Source organism: Nocardia paucivorans NBRC 100373 (genome assembly GCF_000308675.1).
Taxonomy (GTDB): Bacteria; Actinomycetota; Actinomycetes; order Mycobacteriales; family Mycobacteriaceae; genus Nocardia; species Nocardia paucivorans.
Genome location: NZ_BAGE01000032.1, coordinates 1 through 14,811, shown reverse-complemented (window position 1 = coordinate 14,811; position 14,811 = coordinate 1). Strand labels below are relative to the sequence as shown.

Annotated in this window: 15 protein-coding genes; 10 read left to right on the top strand and 5 right to left on the bottom strand. The window is 68.6% G+C overall.

Annotated elements, in window-relative coordinates:
- The first annotated feature begins 314 nt into the window (after window positions 1-314).
- Window positions 315-2,258 carry an asparagine synthase (glutamine-hydrolyzing) gene (gene asnB / locus ON32_RS07790; protein ID WP_040790054.1) on the top strand — a complete coding sequence of 648 codons (1,944 nt, stop codon included), beginning with the start codon at window positions 315-317 and terminating at the stop codon, window positions 2,256-2,258.
- Window positions 2,259-2,345: 87 nt separating this feature from the next.
- Here the strand turns inward: asnB and ON32_RS07785 are convergent, their stop codons facing one another.
- Window positions 2,346-3,317, bottom strand: a complete 972-nt coding sequence (locus tag ON32_RS07785; RefSeq protein ID WP_040790052.1) for a carbohydrate kinase family protein — start codon at window positions 3,315-3,317, stop codon at window positions 2,346-2,348.
- Between the two features lie 154 nt (window positions 3,318-3,471).
- Window positions 3,472-3,822, bottom strand: coding sequence for a HesB/IscA family protein (locus ON32_RS07780; protein ID WP_040790051.1), 351 nt, complete (start codon window positions 3,820-3,822; stop codon window positions 3,472-3,474).
- Between the two features lie 255 nt (window positions 3,823-4,077).
- Between ON32_RS07780 and ON32_RS07775 the strand changes: the two genes are divergently transcribed.
- The 6 genes from ON32_RS07775 to ON32_RS07750 all read left to right on the top strand — a co-directional run bounded on the left by ON32_RS07775 (window position 4,078) and on the right by ON32_RS07750 (window position 8,768).
- Entirely contained in the window at window positions 4,078-4,788 is a 711-nt protein-coding gene (locus tag ON32_RS07775; RefSeq protein WP_040790081.1) for a DUF3043 domain-containing protein, read from the top strand.
- A 42-nt stretch (window positions 4,789-4,830) separates the two neighbouring features.
- Window positions 4,831-5,373: a bifunctional adenosylcobinamide kinase/adenosylcobinamide-phosphate guanylyltransferase gene (locus ON32_RS07770; RefSeq protein ID WP_040790050.1), complete on the top strand. Its 543-nt coding sequence runs from the start codon at window positions 4,831-4,833 to the stop codon at window positions 5,371-5,373.
- A gap of 61 nt (window positions 5,374-5,434) precedes the next feature.
- Window positions 5,435-6,076, top strand: a complete 642-nt coding sequence (locus ON32_RS07765) for a maleylpyruvate isomerase family mycothiol-dependent enzyme (RefSeq protein ID WP_040790048.1) — start codon at window positions 5,435-5,437, stop codon at window positions 6,074-6,076.
- Between the two features lie 48 nt (window positions 6,077-6,124).
- Window positions 6,125-7,201, top strand: coding sequence for a nicotinate-nucleotide--dimethylbenzimidazole phosphoribosyltransferase (cobT, locus tag ON32_RS07760; protein ID WP_040790047.1), 1,077 nt, complete (start codon window positions 6,125-6,127; stop codon window positions 7,199-7,201).
- A gap of 10 nt (window positions 7,202-7,211) precedes the next feature.
- Window positions 7,212-7,952 carry an adenosylcobinamide-GDP ribazoletransferase gene (locus ON32_RS07755; protein ID WP_040790046.1) on the top strand — a complete coding sequence of 247 codons (741 nt, stop codon included), beginning with the start codon at window positions 7,212-7,214 and terminating at the stop codon, window positions 7,950-7,952.
- A gap of 102 nt (window positions 7,953-8,054) precedes the next feature.
- Window positions 8,055-8,768 carry an MBL fold metallo-hydrolase gene (locus ON32_RS07750; protein WP_040790044.1) on the top strand — a complete coding sequence of 238 codons (714 nt, stop codon included), beginning with the start codon at window positions 8,055-8,057 and terminating at the stop codon, window positions 8,766-8,768.
- 66 nt (window positions 8,769-8,834) lie between these two features.
- Here the strand turns inward: ON32_RS07750 and ON32_RS07745 are convergent, their stop codons facing one another.
- From ON32_RS07745 to ON32_RS07735, 3 genes are all read right to left on the bottom strand, one after another.
- Window positions 8,835-9,935, bottom strand: coding sequence for a branched-chain amino acid aminotransferase (locus ON32_RS07745; protein ID WP_040790043.1), 1,101 nt, complete (start codon window positions 9,933-9,935; stop codon window positions 8,835-8,837).
- Window positions 9,936-9,999: 64 nt separating this feature from the next.
- The gene (gcvT, locus tag ON32_RS07740; RefSeq protein WP_040790042.1) at window positions 10,000-11,094 is read right to left on the bottom strand and encodes a glycine cleavage system aminomethyltransferase GcvT; all 1,095 of its coding nucleotides are present in this window, start codon (window positions 11,092-11,094) and stop codon (window positions 10,000-10,002) included.
- A gap of 167 nt (window positions 11,095-11,261) precedes the next feature.
- Complete coding sequence (locus tag ON32_RS07735; RefSeq protein ID WP_040790041.1) at window positions 11,262-11,873, bottom strand: GNAT family N-acetyltransferase; 612 nt, start codon at window positions 11,871-11,873, stop codon at window positions 11,262-11,264.
- A gap of 108 nt (window positions 11,874-11,981) precedes the next feature.
- Between ON32_RS07735 and ON32_RS07730 the strand changes: the two genes are divergently transcribed.
- From ON32_RS07730 to ON32_RS07720, 3 genes are all read left to right on the top strand, one after another.
- Entirely contained in the window at window positions 11,982-12,782 is an 801-nt protein-coding gene (locus tag ON32_RS07730; protein ID WP_040790040.1) for a TetR/AcrR family transcriptional regulator, read from the top strand.
- A 10-nt stretch (window positions 12,783-12,792) separates the two neighbouring features.
- The gene (locus ON32_RS07725; RefSeq protein ID WP_040790037.1) at window positions 12,793-14,304 is read left to right on the top strand and encodes a leucyl aminopeptidase; all 1,512 of its coding nucleotides are present in this window, start codon (window positions 12,793-12,795) and stop codon (window positions 14,302-14,304) included.
- A gap of 374 nt (window positions 14,305-14,678) precedes the next feature.
- Window positions 14,679-14,811, top strand: a 133-nt coding sequence (locus tag ON32_RS07720) for a biotin/lipoyl-containing protein (RefSeq protein ID WP_040790036.1), incomplete at its 3' end; no start/stop codon positions are given.

Here is a 14,811-nt window from a genome sequence, read left to right as displayed (position 1 = left end):
TGGCCATGCCCCTCGGCACCGCCTTCGGCGGGACCGGGGTCGTGACACCGGCGGGTCTCGCGTCCGCAGCCTCGGGACTCGCCGCTTCGGCGCATACGCTTCGGACACGCGAACACGAGAGAGGCCCCACCCCTGCGGGGGACTCGAAGAACCCGGCCGAATCGGGCCAGGTGAAGCGGGGGGACAGAGGTGTCGAGTGGCCTGCACCGCACGAGCGGAACGGATGTGGGGCATACTCGGACACTGGATTTCATTCGCCGCGCCAGGCTCTTCGGCGCGGACCCCCGACCAGAGGAAACGAGGTTACCGACGCGGTGTGTGGACTGCTCGGATTTCTGACGTCTGATTCGGCAGCACCGGAGACGGTGGAGCAGGTATACGACGCCCTGCACTGCGTGCGGCATCGCGGACCGGACGAGCGCGGCACCTGGCACGACGACCGATTGATCTTCGGATTCAACCGGCTGTCCATCATCGATATCGAGCATTCGCACCAGCCACTGCGCTGGGGCCCGCCCGAGAATCGGGAGCGCTACGCCCTCACCTTCAACGGGGAGATCTACAACTACCTCGAGCTCCGCGAGGAACTGGCGGCCACGCACGCCGCCGAGTTCGGTGATACGCCGATGTTCGCCACCGAAGGTGACAGTGAGGCCATTGTGGCGGCCTTCCACTATTGGGGCCCGGAGGCGGTGCGTCGCCTGCGCGGAATGTTCGCGTTCGCGATCTGGGACACCGAGACCGAACAACTGTTCCTGGCCCGTGACCCCTTCGGTATCAAACCGCTGTTCCTGGCGACCGGTCCCGGCGGCACCGCGTTCGGTAGCGAGAAGAAGAGCCTGCTCGGGCTGCTGTCGGCCCTCGGTCGGGACGATTCGCTGGACAAGCGGGCGCTCGAGCACTACACCGTGCTGCAGTACGTTCCGGAGCCGGAAACCCTGCACGCGGGTATTCGTCGGCTGGAATCGGGCAGCTACGCCACCGTGGCTCCGGGGCAGCAGCCGAAGATCACCCGCTATTTCGTGCCGACGTTCCCGGTGAAACCGTTCGCCGCGGGATCGGCTCGGTCCCGCTACCGCGAGATCGCCGCGGCCCTGGAGGACTCGGTCGCCAAACATATGCGCGCCGATGTGACGGTCGGTTCGTTCCTGTCCGGCGGTATCGACTCCACCGCCGTGGCCGCGCTGGCCATGCGGCACAACCCGAAGCTCATCACCTTCACCACCGGGTTCGAACGCGAGGGCTATTCCGAGGTGGATGTGGCCGCCGAGAGCGCGGCGGCCATCGGCGCCCGGCATATCGTGAAGGTGGTCTCCCCCGCCGAGTTCGCCGCGGCCATCCCGGAGATCGTTTGGTATCTCGACGACCCGGTGGCCGACCCGGCCCTGGTTCCGCTGTACTTCGTGGCCAAGGAGGCCCGTAAACACGTCAAGGTGGTGCTCTCCGGTGAGGGCGCCGACGAACTGTTCGGCGGCTACACCATCTACCGCGAACCGCTGTCGCTGCGCCCGTTCGAGCGGTTGCCGCGCGGTCTGCGCCGGCTCGCGGGCAAGGTGTCGGATCTGATCCCCGACGGCACCCGCGGCAAGAGCCTGCTGCACCGCGGTTCGCTCACCCTGGAACAGCGCTACTACGGCAATGCCCGCAGCTTCAACGACGCCCAACTGCGGGCGGTGCTGCGCGAGTTCCGGCCGGAATGGACCCACCAGGACGTCACCGCCCCCATCTACGCGCAGTCGCGCGGCTGGGATCCGGTGGCGCGGATGCAGCACATCGACCTGTTCACCTGGCTGCGCGGCGACATTCTGGTCAAGGCCGACAAGATGACCATGGCGAATTCCCTGGAACTGCGGGTGCCGTTCCTGGACAAGGAGGTCTTCGAGGTCGCCCGCACCATCCCGCTGGACCAGAAGATCACCAAGGAGACCACCAAGTACGCGCTGCGGCAGGCACTCGAGGGCATCGTCCCCGGTCACGTCCTGCATCGCGCGAAGCTGGGCTTCCCGGTTCCGCTGCGGCACTGGCTGCGCGGCACCGAACTCTATGACTGGGCCCATCAACAGATCGCCGAATCCCAAACCGATCACCTGCTGGACAAGGCGGCCGTCACCGCTATGTTGCGGGCCCACAAGGCGGGTGAGTCCGACCACAGCCGCCGCCTGTGGACGCTGCTGGTGTTCATGGTCTGGCACGGAATCTTCGTCGAGGACCGCATCAAGCCCGAGATCCAGGAACCCACCTACCCGGTGCAGCTCTGATCTCCCCCAATACGATCTCCCCCAATACGAAACGCCCGGTCCGCGATATCGCGGACCGGGCGTTCTCGTAATCGCCGACGGCGTGTCTCACCGCAACAACTGCTCCAGTTCGGCCGCGGCCTCGGCGCCGTACGCCTGGGCCAGACGTTTGAGGGCGTCATCGATGTTCAATGTCCACTCCTGGGTGCCCACGGTTTCCAACACCAGCACCGCGACCAACGAACCGAGCTGCGCCGCACGTTCCAGGCTCAGACCCGCGGTGTGTCCGGTGAGGAAACCGGCGCGGAAGGCGTCACCGACCCCGGTCGGGTCGACCCGGGTGTTCTCCGGAACCACGCCGACCTGCACCTCGTTGCCGTCCCGGTCCACCACCAGCACCCCGTCCTTGCCGAGGGTGGTGATGCGGATGCCGACCCGGTTATCGATCTCTTCCGGGGTGAGTCCGGTCTTCTGCTGTAGCAGGCCCCACTCGTATTCGTTGGTGAACAGGTAGGTCGCGCCCTCGATGAGCTGCGCGGACTGATTGCCGTCGAGGCGGGCCAGCTGCTGTGAGGGGTCGGCGGCGAACGGAATGCCCAGTTCCCGGCATTCGGTGGTGTGCCGCAACATGGCCTCGGGATCATTGGCCCCGATCAGCACCAGCTCCAACGGCCGGTCTTCGGACAGGGCGGTGATGGAGATATCCCTGGCCTCGCTCATGGCGCCCGGGTAGAAGGAGGCGATCTGCGCCATATCCTCATCGGTGGTGCAGACGAAACGCGCGGTGTGCGCGGTTTCGGACACCCGCACGGCCGAACAGTCCACACCGTGTGCTTCCAACCACTGTCGGTAGTCGGCGAAATCGGCGCCCACCGACCCGATCAACAGCGGTGACCGGTCCAGCACACCCATGGCATAGGCGATATTGCCGCCGACGCCGCCGCGTCGGATCACCAGATCATCGACGAGAAAACTCAGCGAAACATGGTCGAGCTGGTCGGGTAGCAACACGTCGGCGAACCGACCGGAAAAACGCATGAGATGGTCGGTGGCAATCGACGCGGAAACAGCAATGGACACGTAGTGGTCCCTTCGAATTCGGGCGCTTACAGCGAAAAACGAGGCCCGGAAACCGGTTCCCCGTTCTCACGGTATCAACTCACCCAGGGTTCCACTACGTGCCACGAGCGGGCCACGTGACATCGCACAGATCACGCGGCCCGTCGGTTGTGCCTCAGTTGAAGGAGTCGCCGCAGGCGCAGGAGCCGGTGGCGTTCGGGTTGTCGATGGTGAAGCCCTGCTTCTCGATGGTGTCGACGAAATCGATCGAGGCGCCCTGCACATAGGGGGCGCTCATCCGATCGACGGCGAGGGTGACGCCCCCGAATTCCGCGGTCAGGTCCCCGTCGAGGGTGCGATCGTCGAAGAAGAGCTGGTAGCGCAGGCCCGCGCAGCCACCCGGCTGAACGGCGATCCGCAGCGCAAGGTCGTCCCGGCCCTCCTGATCCAGCAGCGCCTTGGCCTTGCTCGCGGCAGCCTCGGTCAGAGTCACGCCGTGGGTGGCGGTCTCGTTCTGCACAGTCATGAACTCTCCTATGGACAGCTGGTCGCTCCGTGAACAGCACACGGCTTGCGAAGAGTCAACATCTTCGGTCGCGCTGCTATTCCCATCTTGCCATCTTCTTCGTCCGGTCCGATACCGCGGTCGGTGCAGGTCGGTCATATCGGTGGTCCCGCACCGGCCGACGGGCGCGAGGACCACCCGTCGACGCGTGAGCCGGCCCACCCGCGCCCACCGCCGCGTCACCGACCGGATACGCCATCGAATAGCCTGGTGACCGTGAAGTTGTTCCGACGCGGCGAGACCGACGAAACCGCCGACCGCACGGGCGCGGACGACGGCTCCGCCGAGAACGCGTCCCCAACGGTGACGAAGGCCACCGCGGGTGCGACCGGCGCGGCCGGCGCCACCGTGGTCAAGAACGGCCCGACCAAGGGCAAGGGCCGGCCCACCCCCAAGCGCCGAGAGGCCGAGGGGCGGCGCCGCGGCCCGGTGGCCCCGGCTCCGCTCACCAGGAAAGAGGCCCGCGCCCGACGCAAGGCCGCGCGCGGCGACCGGGCGGCCCGTAAGCAGGCCGCCGCCGAGCGCCGGGCCGCCGCGGCGGAGCGCCGGGAGCGCATGCTCGCCGGCGACGACAAGTACCTGTTGCCGCGGGATCAGGGTCCGGTGCGCGCCTTCGCCCGCGATATCGTCGACGCCCGCCGCAATCTGGTGGGTCTGTTCATGCCGATGGCGCTGGTGCTGATCCTGTCCATGTTCACCGCGCCGGCCCTACAGTCGCTGGTGACGCTGGCCATGTTGGTGATGATGATCTTCATGGTCGGCGAGGGCTTCCTGCTCGGCCGGCTCGTCAACAAGCGGGTGCGGGAGCGCTTCCCCGACAGCACCGACGGCGGTTTCTCCCTGGGCTGGTACGCCTTCGTCCGGGCGTCGCAGATCCGCAAGATGCGAGCCCCCAAACCGCGGGTCGGTCCCGGCGACCCGGTCTGACCGATCCCCTCGGGCCCGGACGCGATTGCTAACGTCCGGGGTGTGTCCCAGCCCGATCCGTCCGTGTCCCGGCGCACCCTCGTGCTCGGCGGCGCCCGCTCCGGGAAATCCGCCCACGCCGAATCCCTGGTCACCGGGACCGCGGTGCGCTATCTCGCCACGGCGGTCCCCGACCCGGCGGATGCCGATTTCGCGGCCCGGATCGCCGCCCACCGCGCCCGCCGGCCCGCCGACTGGATGGTTGTCGAGGCAACCGACCCGGCGGATGTCCTGCGCATCCCTCACCCCGGCGCCACCCTGATCGACGATATGGGCACCTGGCTCACCGCCCGTCTGGACGCCCGCGCCGCCTGGGACTCACCTCGTGGGACCGTGGCTCCCGATGTCGACGCACTGGTCGCCGCGGTCGCCGACTACGCGCACCGGCTGGTGATCGTCACCCCCGAAGTCGGGATGGACGTCATTCCCGCCACCCGCTCCGGTCGCCTCTTCCGCGACGAGATCGGTGTCCTCAATCAGCGTCTCGCCCAGGTCTGCGACGAGGCCTTTCTCGTCGTCGCCGGGCTACCGCTGCGGTTGAAATAGCCTGATACCGCGCCGGTGCTCGTACTCCGGTGTGTCCGCCGGCCGTGATCGAATCCGGCACATGGAATCCATGCAGCGCGCCGATATATGGGCCGCGATACATACCGAACGCGCCGCGGTGGCCGACGAGCTCGAGAATCTCACCGATGTGCAATGGGCCGCCCCGTCCCTGTGCGGGGAGTGGACGGTGGAGCAGACCCTCGCACACCTCACCGCGGCGGCAAGCACCGGACGACTCCGCTGGATCGGCAGTGTTCTCGCCGCGCGTTTCGACTTCGATCTGCACAATCGGCGGCGCCTGGCCGAACAGCTGGGCGCGACTCCCGCCGAAACCCTCGCACGATTCCGGGCCGTCGTCCCCGCCACGACGGCCGCGTCCGGGCACACTCCGGCATGGCTCGGCGAGGTGGTGGTCCACGGCCAGGACATCCGCCGACCGCTCGGCCTGACCCGAACTCCGGCGGTCGAGGCGGTGACGGAGGTCGCGCGGTTCTTCGCCGGACGCGATTTCACGGTGAACAGCCGCACCACCGTACGCGGCCTGCGGCTGGAGGCGACCGACGGACCTTTCACGTCCGGGTCCGGGCCGCTGGTGCGGGGAACGACCCTGGCTCTGGTCATGGCCATGGCGGGCCGCGCGGTCTACTGCGACGAACTCACCGGCGCCGGGGTAACGACCCTGCGTTCCCGGCTCCGCCCCTGAGCGCTCCACCCGCCCGAGGAGCCGACCCCCGCGCGTTACCCTTGCCCGGTGACACAGGGATTCGGAGCGGTCGCGCCGCCGGACGCGCAGGTCCGCGCCGCCGCGGAGCAACGGCATCAACAGCTCACCAAACCCGCCGGGTCGCTGGGCAGGTTGGAGACACTCGGCGCCTGGGTGGCCGCCTGCCAAGGGGTGTGTCCGCCGAAGCAGTTCGAGCGGGCCCGGGTGGTGGTGTTCGCCGGGGATCACGGGGTGGCCCGACAGGGGGTCTCCGCGTATCCGAGTGAGGTGACCGCGCAGATGGTCGCCAATTTCCTCGCCGGTGGGGCGGCGGTGAACGCGCTGGCGGAGATCGCGGGGGCCACGGTGCGGGTGGTCGATATGGCCGTGGACGCCGAGACCGATCCCGCGGTGGGCAGGTACAAGGTGCGCCGATCGTGCGGACGCATCGACCGGGAGGACGCGCTCACCACCGACGAGGTCGCCGCGGCGCTCGCGGCGGGCCGGGCCGTGGCCGACGAGGAGATCGATGCGGGTGCCGATCTGCTCGTCGTCGGTGATATGGGTATCGGCAACACCACCCCGGCGACCGTGCTGATCGCCACCCTCACCGATACCGAGCCGGTGGCGGCGGTGGGCCGCGGAACCGGTATCGATGACCACGGCTGGATGCGCAAGGTGGCCGCCATCCGCGATGCCATGCGCCGGGCGCGTCCGGTGGCCCGAGAGCCGGTGGAGTTGCTGCGCACGGTCGGTGGTGCCGATATCGCCGCCATGACGGCGTTCCTCGCCCAGGCGGCCGTCCGCCGCACCCCGGTGATCTTGGACGGGGTGGTGGTCACCGCCGCCGCCCTGATGGCCGAAGAGCTGGCGGCGGGTGCGTCCGCGTGGTGGCTGGCCGGGCACCGCTCCACCGAACCCGCGCATACGCTCGCCCTGCGCAAATTGCATCTCGACCCGCTGGTGGATCTGCAGATGCGGTTGGGCGAGGGTTCCGGAGCGCTCACCGTGCTGCCGATCCTGCGGGCCGCCGTCGCCGCCCTCGCCGAGATGTCGACCTTCGCCGAGGCCGGGGTGAGTACCCGCGACGCCGACCCGGATCGTCCGGTGGAACTGCGGAAGTGATCGCGGCTCGGTGACCTCGCTGGTTCTGGCCGTGTCCTGGCTCACCGTCGTGCCCGCGCGCGGACCGACAGAGGTCGATCGGCGTATCGCGGGGCGGGCCATCGCCGTGGCGCCGCTGGTGGGTGCGCTTCTGGGCGGGGTGGCGGTCGGCGTGCTGTGGTTGTTGCACCCGGCCGGCCCGGCCGCCGGGATGGCCGCCGTCGCCGTATTGGCATCGGCGACCCGCGGAATGCACCTGGACGGTCTGGCCGACACCTTCGACGGGCTCGGCACCTATGGTCCGCCGGAGCGGGCCCGGGAGGTGATGAAGAGCGGCGGCGCGGGCCCGTTCGGTGTGGCGGCGCTCGGTTTCGCCATCGGTATCCAGGCCTTGGCATTCGCGGAGTTGGCCGCTGCCGAGCGGTGGTTCTCGGTGGGTTTGGCGGTGGCGCTCGGTCGGGTCGCAGTGGTGACGGCGTGTCGGCGCGGGGTGGACGCCGCTCCCGGCGCGTGGTTCGGCGCGCTGGTGGCGGGCACACAGTCGCCGTTCACGGCCCTCGGATGGACCGTGGTGGCGGCGGGGGCAGGTGTGTTCGCGATCCCGGCCACCCTCTGGGCGGGGCCGTTGGTCGTCCTGGTCGCGACGGGAATCACCGCGCCGCTGGTGCGGCACTGTGTGCGCCGAATCGGTGGTCTGTCCGGTGACGTGCTCGGCGCCACGGTCGAAATCACCACCACGGTGGCGGCGCTCGGTTTCGCGCTCGCCGCCTGAAACCGCGGCCCACGGACCGCCTCGGCAAGGCATGTGACAGCGGCCGAAACGCATGCGGGCACTCGCTGCCCGTCGCGACAATGCGAGCCTTAGTGTGGAGGTATGTCAGCCGAACGCCTGTACTTTCGTCAACTGTTGGCCGGGCGGGATTTCGCCGTGGGCGACCCGATCGCGACGCAGATGCGCAATTTCGCCTATCTCATCGGCGACCGGGAAACCGGGGAGTGCGTGGTCGTCGACCCGGCGTACGCGGCGGGTGAGCTGGCCGATATCGCCGCCGGCGACGGGCTGAAACTATCCGGTGTGTTGGCCACCCACCACCACCCCGATCATGTCGGCGGCTCCATGATGGGTTTCACCCTGCGCGGGGTGCGGGAGCTGTTGGAGAAGACCGGCGTCCCGGTGCACGTCAACAGCGAGGAGTTACCCTGGGTGGCCAATGTCACCGGGATCGCGCCGAGTGAACTCACCGGGCACGGGCACGGCGACAAGATCACCGTCGGCGCCTTCGAGATCGAATTGCTGCATACGCCCGGTCACACTCCCGGCAGCCAGTGCTTCCTGTTCGAGGACCGGCTCATCTCCGGCGACACGCTGTTCATCGACGGCTGCGGTCGCACCGACTTCCCCGGTGGCGACTCCGAGGCCATGTACCGAAGCCTGCGCTATCTGGCCGAGATGTCGATCAACCCGACCGTCTACCCCGGTCACTGGTACTCCCCCGATCCACATGCGCCGCTGAACACCATCCGCGACAACAACTATGTGTTCCGCCCGCGTTCCCTGGCCGAATGGCAGACCCTCATGCCCGGCTGACCCGCCGAGACCCCGAACGGCGCGATGATCCCCGGCGGGGTTCGCGTCGTTCGGTCGTTCGGCTTCTCAGAAGGTGCGCATCCAGCCGTGCACATCGGCGAAGGTGCCGCGCTGGATCCCGGTGAGCGTTTCCCGCAGCGCCATGGTGACCTCGCCGGTCTGCCCGTCACCGATGGTGAATTCCCCGTCCTCGGAGCACACCGACCCGACGGGGGTGATGACCGCCGCGGTCCCACATGCGAACACCTCGCTGATCTCGCCCGACTCCGCACCGGCCCGCCATTCCTCCACCGTCACCTTGCGCTCGGTGACCTGATAGCCGGCCTCGGCGGCCAGGGTCAGCAGCGAATCACGGGTGATACCGGGCAGCAGCGAACCGGACAGCTCCGGGGTGACCAGACGGGCGTCGGTACCGGACCCGAACACGAAGAACAGGTTGTTGGTGCCCATCTCCTCGACGTACCGGCGTTCGCAGGCGTCCAACCACACCACCTGATCGCACCCCTTCGCGGTGGCCTCGGCCTGCGCGAGCAACGAGGCCGCGTAGTTGCCCGCGACCTTCGCCTCACCGGTGCCGCCGGGCGCGGCGCGCACGTACTCGGTGGACAACCACACCCGCACCGGTTTCACCCCGCGTGGGAAGTACGCGCCGGCCGGTGAGCCGAGCAGCAGGTACTTGTACGCCGAAGCGGGTTTGACCCCGAGTCCGGCCTCGGTGGAGATCATGAACGGACGCAGGTACAGCGATTCTTCCCCGCCGGCCGCCGGTACCCAGGCACGGTCGACCTCGAGCAGCTGCCGCACGGATTCGATGAACAGCTCGTCGGGAAGTTCCGCCATTGCCATCCGACGGGCGGACCTGCGGAAACGGGCGGCATTGGCATCGATTCGGAAGCAGGCGACGCTACCGTCCGGCTGGCGGTACGCCTTGAGCCCCTCGAAGATGGCCTGCCCGTAGTGGAACACCATGGTCGCCGGGTCCATGGTGAGCGTACCGTAGGGTTCGACGCGGGCGTTGGTCCAACCATCGCTTTCGGTGTAGTCGATGGTGACCATGTGGTCGGTGAAGTACCGGCCGAACCCGGGCGCCGCCAGAATCTCCTGTACCCGCTGCGCCGAGGTGGGCGCGGGATGGGGGATCCGGGTGAACTGTGCGGCGGTGGTCATACGCAGAAGTCTATGGTGTCGGTCCGCACCGCCGATCCGGTGGTCCGGCACTGGCGACCACGCCTCACGTGGTACGGGCCGGAACGAACGGCGGCCGGACGACGGTGCAGCTCAACTTCCGGCCGCGCACATCCACCTCCACCTCGGCTCCCACTTCGACCGACGGGTCGAGCAGCGCGAGCGCGATCCCGGTCTCCAGGGTCGGCGAGAACGTCCCGGAGGTCGTCACACCGACTTGTTCCCCCGCGCGCAGCACGGTCTGCCCCGCCCGCGGCACCCCACGGGCGTTCGCCTTCAATCCCAGCAGGATTCGCCGGGGACCGGCCGCTTTCTCCTTCTCCAGCGCGGCCTTGCCCCAGAACCGGGCCTTGGCCCAGCCCACGGCCCACCCGGTCCGCGCCTGCACCGGGGTGATCTCCGGCGAGAGCTCGTGGCCGTGCAGCGGATAGCCCATCTCGGTGCGCAGGGTGTCGCGCGCGCCCAGCCCGGCGATCTCACCGCCGGCATTGCGCGCCTGCTCGACCAACGCCCGGAACAGAGGTTCGGCGTCGTCCCAGCGGGGCAACAGTTCGTAGCCGTGTTCGCCGGTGTAGCCGGTCCGACACACCCGTACCGAACGCCCCTCCCATTCGGCGTCGGTGAAGGCCATATACGCCAGATCGGAGGGCAGCCCGAGTGCGTCCAACACCGACGCCGACCGCGGACCCTGCACCGCGAACACCGCATAGGCACGGTGGTCGTTCGTCACGGTGACGGCATCCGGCGCGGCGTCCTGCAACCGGGCCACCACCGCGGCGGTGTTGGCGGCATTGGGCACCAGGAAGATCTCGGCATCGCCCACGTAGTAGGCGATCAGATCGTCGATCACGCCCCCGTCGTCGGCGCAGCACAGCGTGTACTGCGCCTTACCGGGAGCGATCCGCTCCAGATCGTTGGTCAGCGCCGAGTTCACGAACTCGGCCGCACCCGGACCGCGGACCGTCGCCTTCCCGAGATGGCTCACATCGAACAGCCCCACGGTATTGCGCACGGCCCGGTGTTCGGTCACCGTGCCTGCGTACTGCACCGGCATCTCCCACCCCCCGAACGGCGCGAATCGCGCGCCGAGTTCGGCATGCACTGTGTGGATGGGGCCCTGGAGCAGGTCGGAGTCACTCACCGGGCGAGCTTAACCCGCCGACCGACGAAGCCGGCCGGCATGCCACGGCGTGGTCGGGGCCCCGATGCGCACCACCGGCGCCCATCCGGTTCCGAACCCGCGGCGATATCGCCGAAACGCCGAGGCGCACGGGAAAACCCCGATTCACCACGTCCCGCCGGGCGACCTCAAACCCGGCACCACATGGGGATGAGGGTCGGTCCGTTCTCGGGCAACGTATGGGTCGCGCCCTCACGCGCGAATCCGTGCCGCGCGTACAGCCGCGCCGAGCGTTCCGTACTCGCCTCCAGGAACGCGGGCATCCCGATATCGCCGAGCGCGCGCACCTGCCGGGCGAGGATGGCGGCGCCCGCGCCCCGGCTGCGAAACTCCGGAACGGTAACCATCACCTGCAGATAGCTGTGCGGGAATTCGCGTGGGTGTTCCCGCGCGAGCAGGGCGGTGAGGTATGCCGCCCGTTGCAACGGTCGGACATCCGGCACCTGTTCGGCCTGTTCGGCGGTGGCCGCGGCCTCGGTGACGAATCGGTCGACCGAGGTGATGGTCTGCCAGACGGATACCGTCCATATTCGCCCCTCGACTCCGGCCAACCAGATCTCGCCGTCCCGCAACCCTCGTTCGACGGTGGCGGGAACGAAACCGGTGATCAGCTCTTCGATCGGGTGCCCCTCCGCGATCCAGGCCGTGACCGCCTCGTCCGGCGTGGCCGCCGCGAAGGCCGCCACCACCGCGTCGTAATCGGAGGGCTCGGCCCGCCATACATCCAATTCGGTGCCCATCAGGGTGCGCCTCTCTGTGTGAACAGCGTTTCGAAATGCGAAATTAGGCAGATCCCACCGCTGTCACCAGCGTTTCGTCACACTGTTTCGTGTGATGAAATCGAGTCCGTGACAACGTCCTGCGCGGTCTGCGACCTCCCCTTGAGCCAACCCCCGCGCGGCCGGCGACGCCGCTACTGCTCCCGGTCCTGCCAGGCCCGCGCCTACCGGGCACGCCGGGTCCCGACCACGCCCCCGCGCCGACATCGTCCCGACCGATTGACCACGGTCGGCATCACTCGCACCGCCGTCGCCCTGGCCGATCACACCGGTCTGGACGGCCTGTCCATGCGCCGTCTGGCCGGTGAGCTCGGCGTGGCCACCGCCGCCCTGTACCGACATTTCCCCGATCGGAAACATCTGCTGGCGGCCATGGCGGAACTGGTGCTGGCCGAGATCCCGGAGCCGCCCGGCGACCTCACCGACTGGCGGGCGCGGCTACGGCACGAGGCACTCCAGGAGTGGCTGCTCTACCGACGCCATCCATGGATGTTGCCGGTCCTGGCCCGCAGCCGCCCACCGCTCGGTCCCGCCCTGTTCGACACACTGGAACGCGCCATGTCGGCCCTGGACGAACTGCGTCTGTCCCGCACCGACCTGCTGGCGGCATATCTGAGCTGTTCCGGCCTGGTGCAGGGCTTGGCTCTGCTGTGGACGGCGGAACGAACCGACCGCATCGGCGCCGCCTCCGACGACGACCCTCCGCCCGATATGACCGAGCTCATCGACCCGGCTGCCCGCCCCACCCTGTACAAGGTTTTCTCGCCGACCGACGGCCCGCCCGATATCGATTTCGACGATCTGCTGGCCGCCGCGGTCGACATGCTGCTCGACGGTGTCGCGGTGCGCTACCGGACGGCAACCGAATAGCCTGAGGGGCATGACCGCAGTCGCAGATCGTCCCCTCGGACCGGAATTGGCACGTACCGAAAGCATCGAACCCGATACCGATGTGCTCGTCATCGGATTGGTCACCACCGATGACGGTCCGGTGATCGTTCCCGAGGATCTGTTCAGCGATGTTCTCGGCGCCGAGGTCCGCGCCGGCCTGACCGCACAGCTCGTCGCCGTGGGCGCGACGGGCAAAGCCGAAACGTTGACCCGGATTCCGGCCCCACCCGCACTGGAGAACGTCACCAGCGTGCTGGCCGTCGGACTCGGCCGCGCCGAGGAATTCGACGCCGAGCAGATCCGGCGCAGCGCGGGGGTGGCCGCGCGGTCGCTGACCGGTGTGCGCAAGGCGGTAACCACCTTGTCCGGCCTGGACATCGGCGCCGCCGCGGAGGGCTTCTACCTGGGCGCATACTCCTTCACCCCGTTCCGTTCGGAGAAGTCGGCCCCGAAACCGGACGCACGTCCGGTGGCGCGGGTCGAACTACTGGTTCCGGAACCGGAATTCGGGTCCGATGCGCTGTTGCGCGCCCAATTGGTGGCCGAGGCCGTCGCCACCGCGCGGGATTTCGTGAACACGCCGCCGAGTCACCTGTATCCCGCCGAGTTCGCCGCTCGCGCGCAGATCTTGGCCGAGGCCGCCGGGCTGACCGTGGAGGTGCTCGACGAGCAGGCCCTCGAAGCGGGCGGGTACGGCGGGGTGCTCGGCGTCGGCAAGGGTTCGTCGCGCCCGCCGCGCCTGGTGCGGATCACCTACGAGGGCGGTGCGAAGAAGGTCGCGCTGGTCGGCAAGGGCATCACCTTCGACACCGGCGGTATCTCCATCAAACCCGCCGCGAACATGGAGAACATGACCTCGGATATGGCCGGCGCCGCCGCGGTCGTGGCCACCACCCTGCTGGCGGCCCGACTGAGCCTGCCGATCACCGTCACCGCCACCGTTCCCATGGCCGAGAACATGCCGTCCGGAACGGCGCAGCGTCCCGGTGACGTGCTCACCCAGTACGGCGGCACCACCGTGGAGGTCCTCAACACCGACGCCGAGGGCCGCCTCATCCTCGCCGACGCCATCGTGCGGGCGGGCGAGGACGATCCCCACTACCTGATCGATGTCGCCACCCTCACCGGCGCGCAGATGGTCGCCCTGGGCACCCGCACCCCCGGTGTGATGGGCACCGACGATTTCCGGGACCGTGTCGCCCGTATCTCCCGTGAGGTCGGCGAACACGGGTGGGCCATGCCGCTGCCCGCCGAATTGCGCGCCGATCTCGATTCCAAGATCGCCGATATCGCCAATGTGGCCTCGCACCGGTGGGGCGGCATGCTCTCGGCCGGATTGTTCCTGAAGGAATTCGTGCCCGAGAACGTGCAATGGGCGCATATCGATATCGCGGGCCCGGCCTACAACACCGGTGGCCCGTTCGGCTATATCGGCAAGGGCGGCACCGGTGTCCCCGTCCGCACCCTGATCTCGGTCCTGGAGGACATCGCGGCCGAGTGAACCGTGCCCGACCCACCGCGGCCTCCACGACACGCCGAGTCCTACGAGGCCGCACGGGTTGTGGCCCGTCTCGCGTGTCGGCGACCGAAGCGCAGGTGCCGACGGCCCGAGTCCCGAGCGCCGACACGCGAGACACGCCGAAGCCGCGATCCCGCGCCGCGGAACCGGCGCAACGGAACCCGGCTACCCGAAGGTAGCCTCCCCCCTCCGCTTACCACGTGTCGACGCGAATGCAAGGATGGTCGGCGGAACAAGAACCACACGGATCTCCGGTGCCAGCGCAATGATGTTGGCCGGGACCGCTCCGCGACCCGCGGCGGGACCGACCGGAATGAACTGTTGTAGACCCGTCGAGCAGTCAGGAGTCAACGGACATGGCCTTCTCCGTCCAGATGCCCGCTCTAGGTGAGAGCGTCACCGAGGGAACGGTGACGCGGTGGCTGAAGCAGGAAGGAGACACGGTCGAGGTCGACGAGCCGTTGCTCGAGGTCTCCACCGACAAGGTCG

Coding starts and splice junctions, on each gene's coding strand:
- ON32_RS07780 (WP_040790051.1), bottom strand. CDS start 3,822: ATGACTGTGCAGAACGAGACCGCCACCCACGGCGTGACTCTGACCGAG.
- ON32_RS07765 (WP_040790048.1), top strand. CDS start 5,435: ATGGAATCCATGCAGCGCGCCGATATATGGGCCGCGATACATACCGAA.
- ON32_RS07750 (WP_040790044.1), top strand. CDS start 8,055: ATGTCAGCCGAACGCCTGTACTTTCGTCAACTGTTGGCCGGGCGGGAT.
- ON32_RS07745 (WP_040790043.1), bottom strand. CDS start 9,935: ATGACCACCGCCGCACAGTTCACCCGGATCCCCCATCCCGCGCCCACC.
- ON32_RS07735 (WP_040790041.1), bottom strand. CDS start 11,873: ATGGGCACCGAATTGGATGTATGGCGGGCCGAGCCCTCCGATTACGAC.
- ON32_RS07725 (WP_040790037.1), top strand. CDS start 12,793: ATGACCGCAGTCGCAGATCGTCCCCTCGGACCGGAATTGGCACGTACC.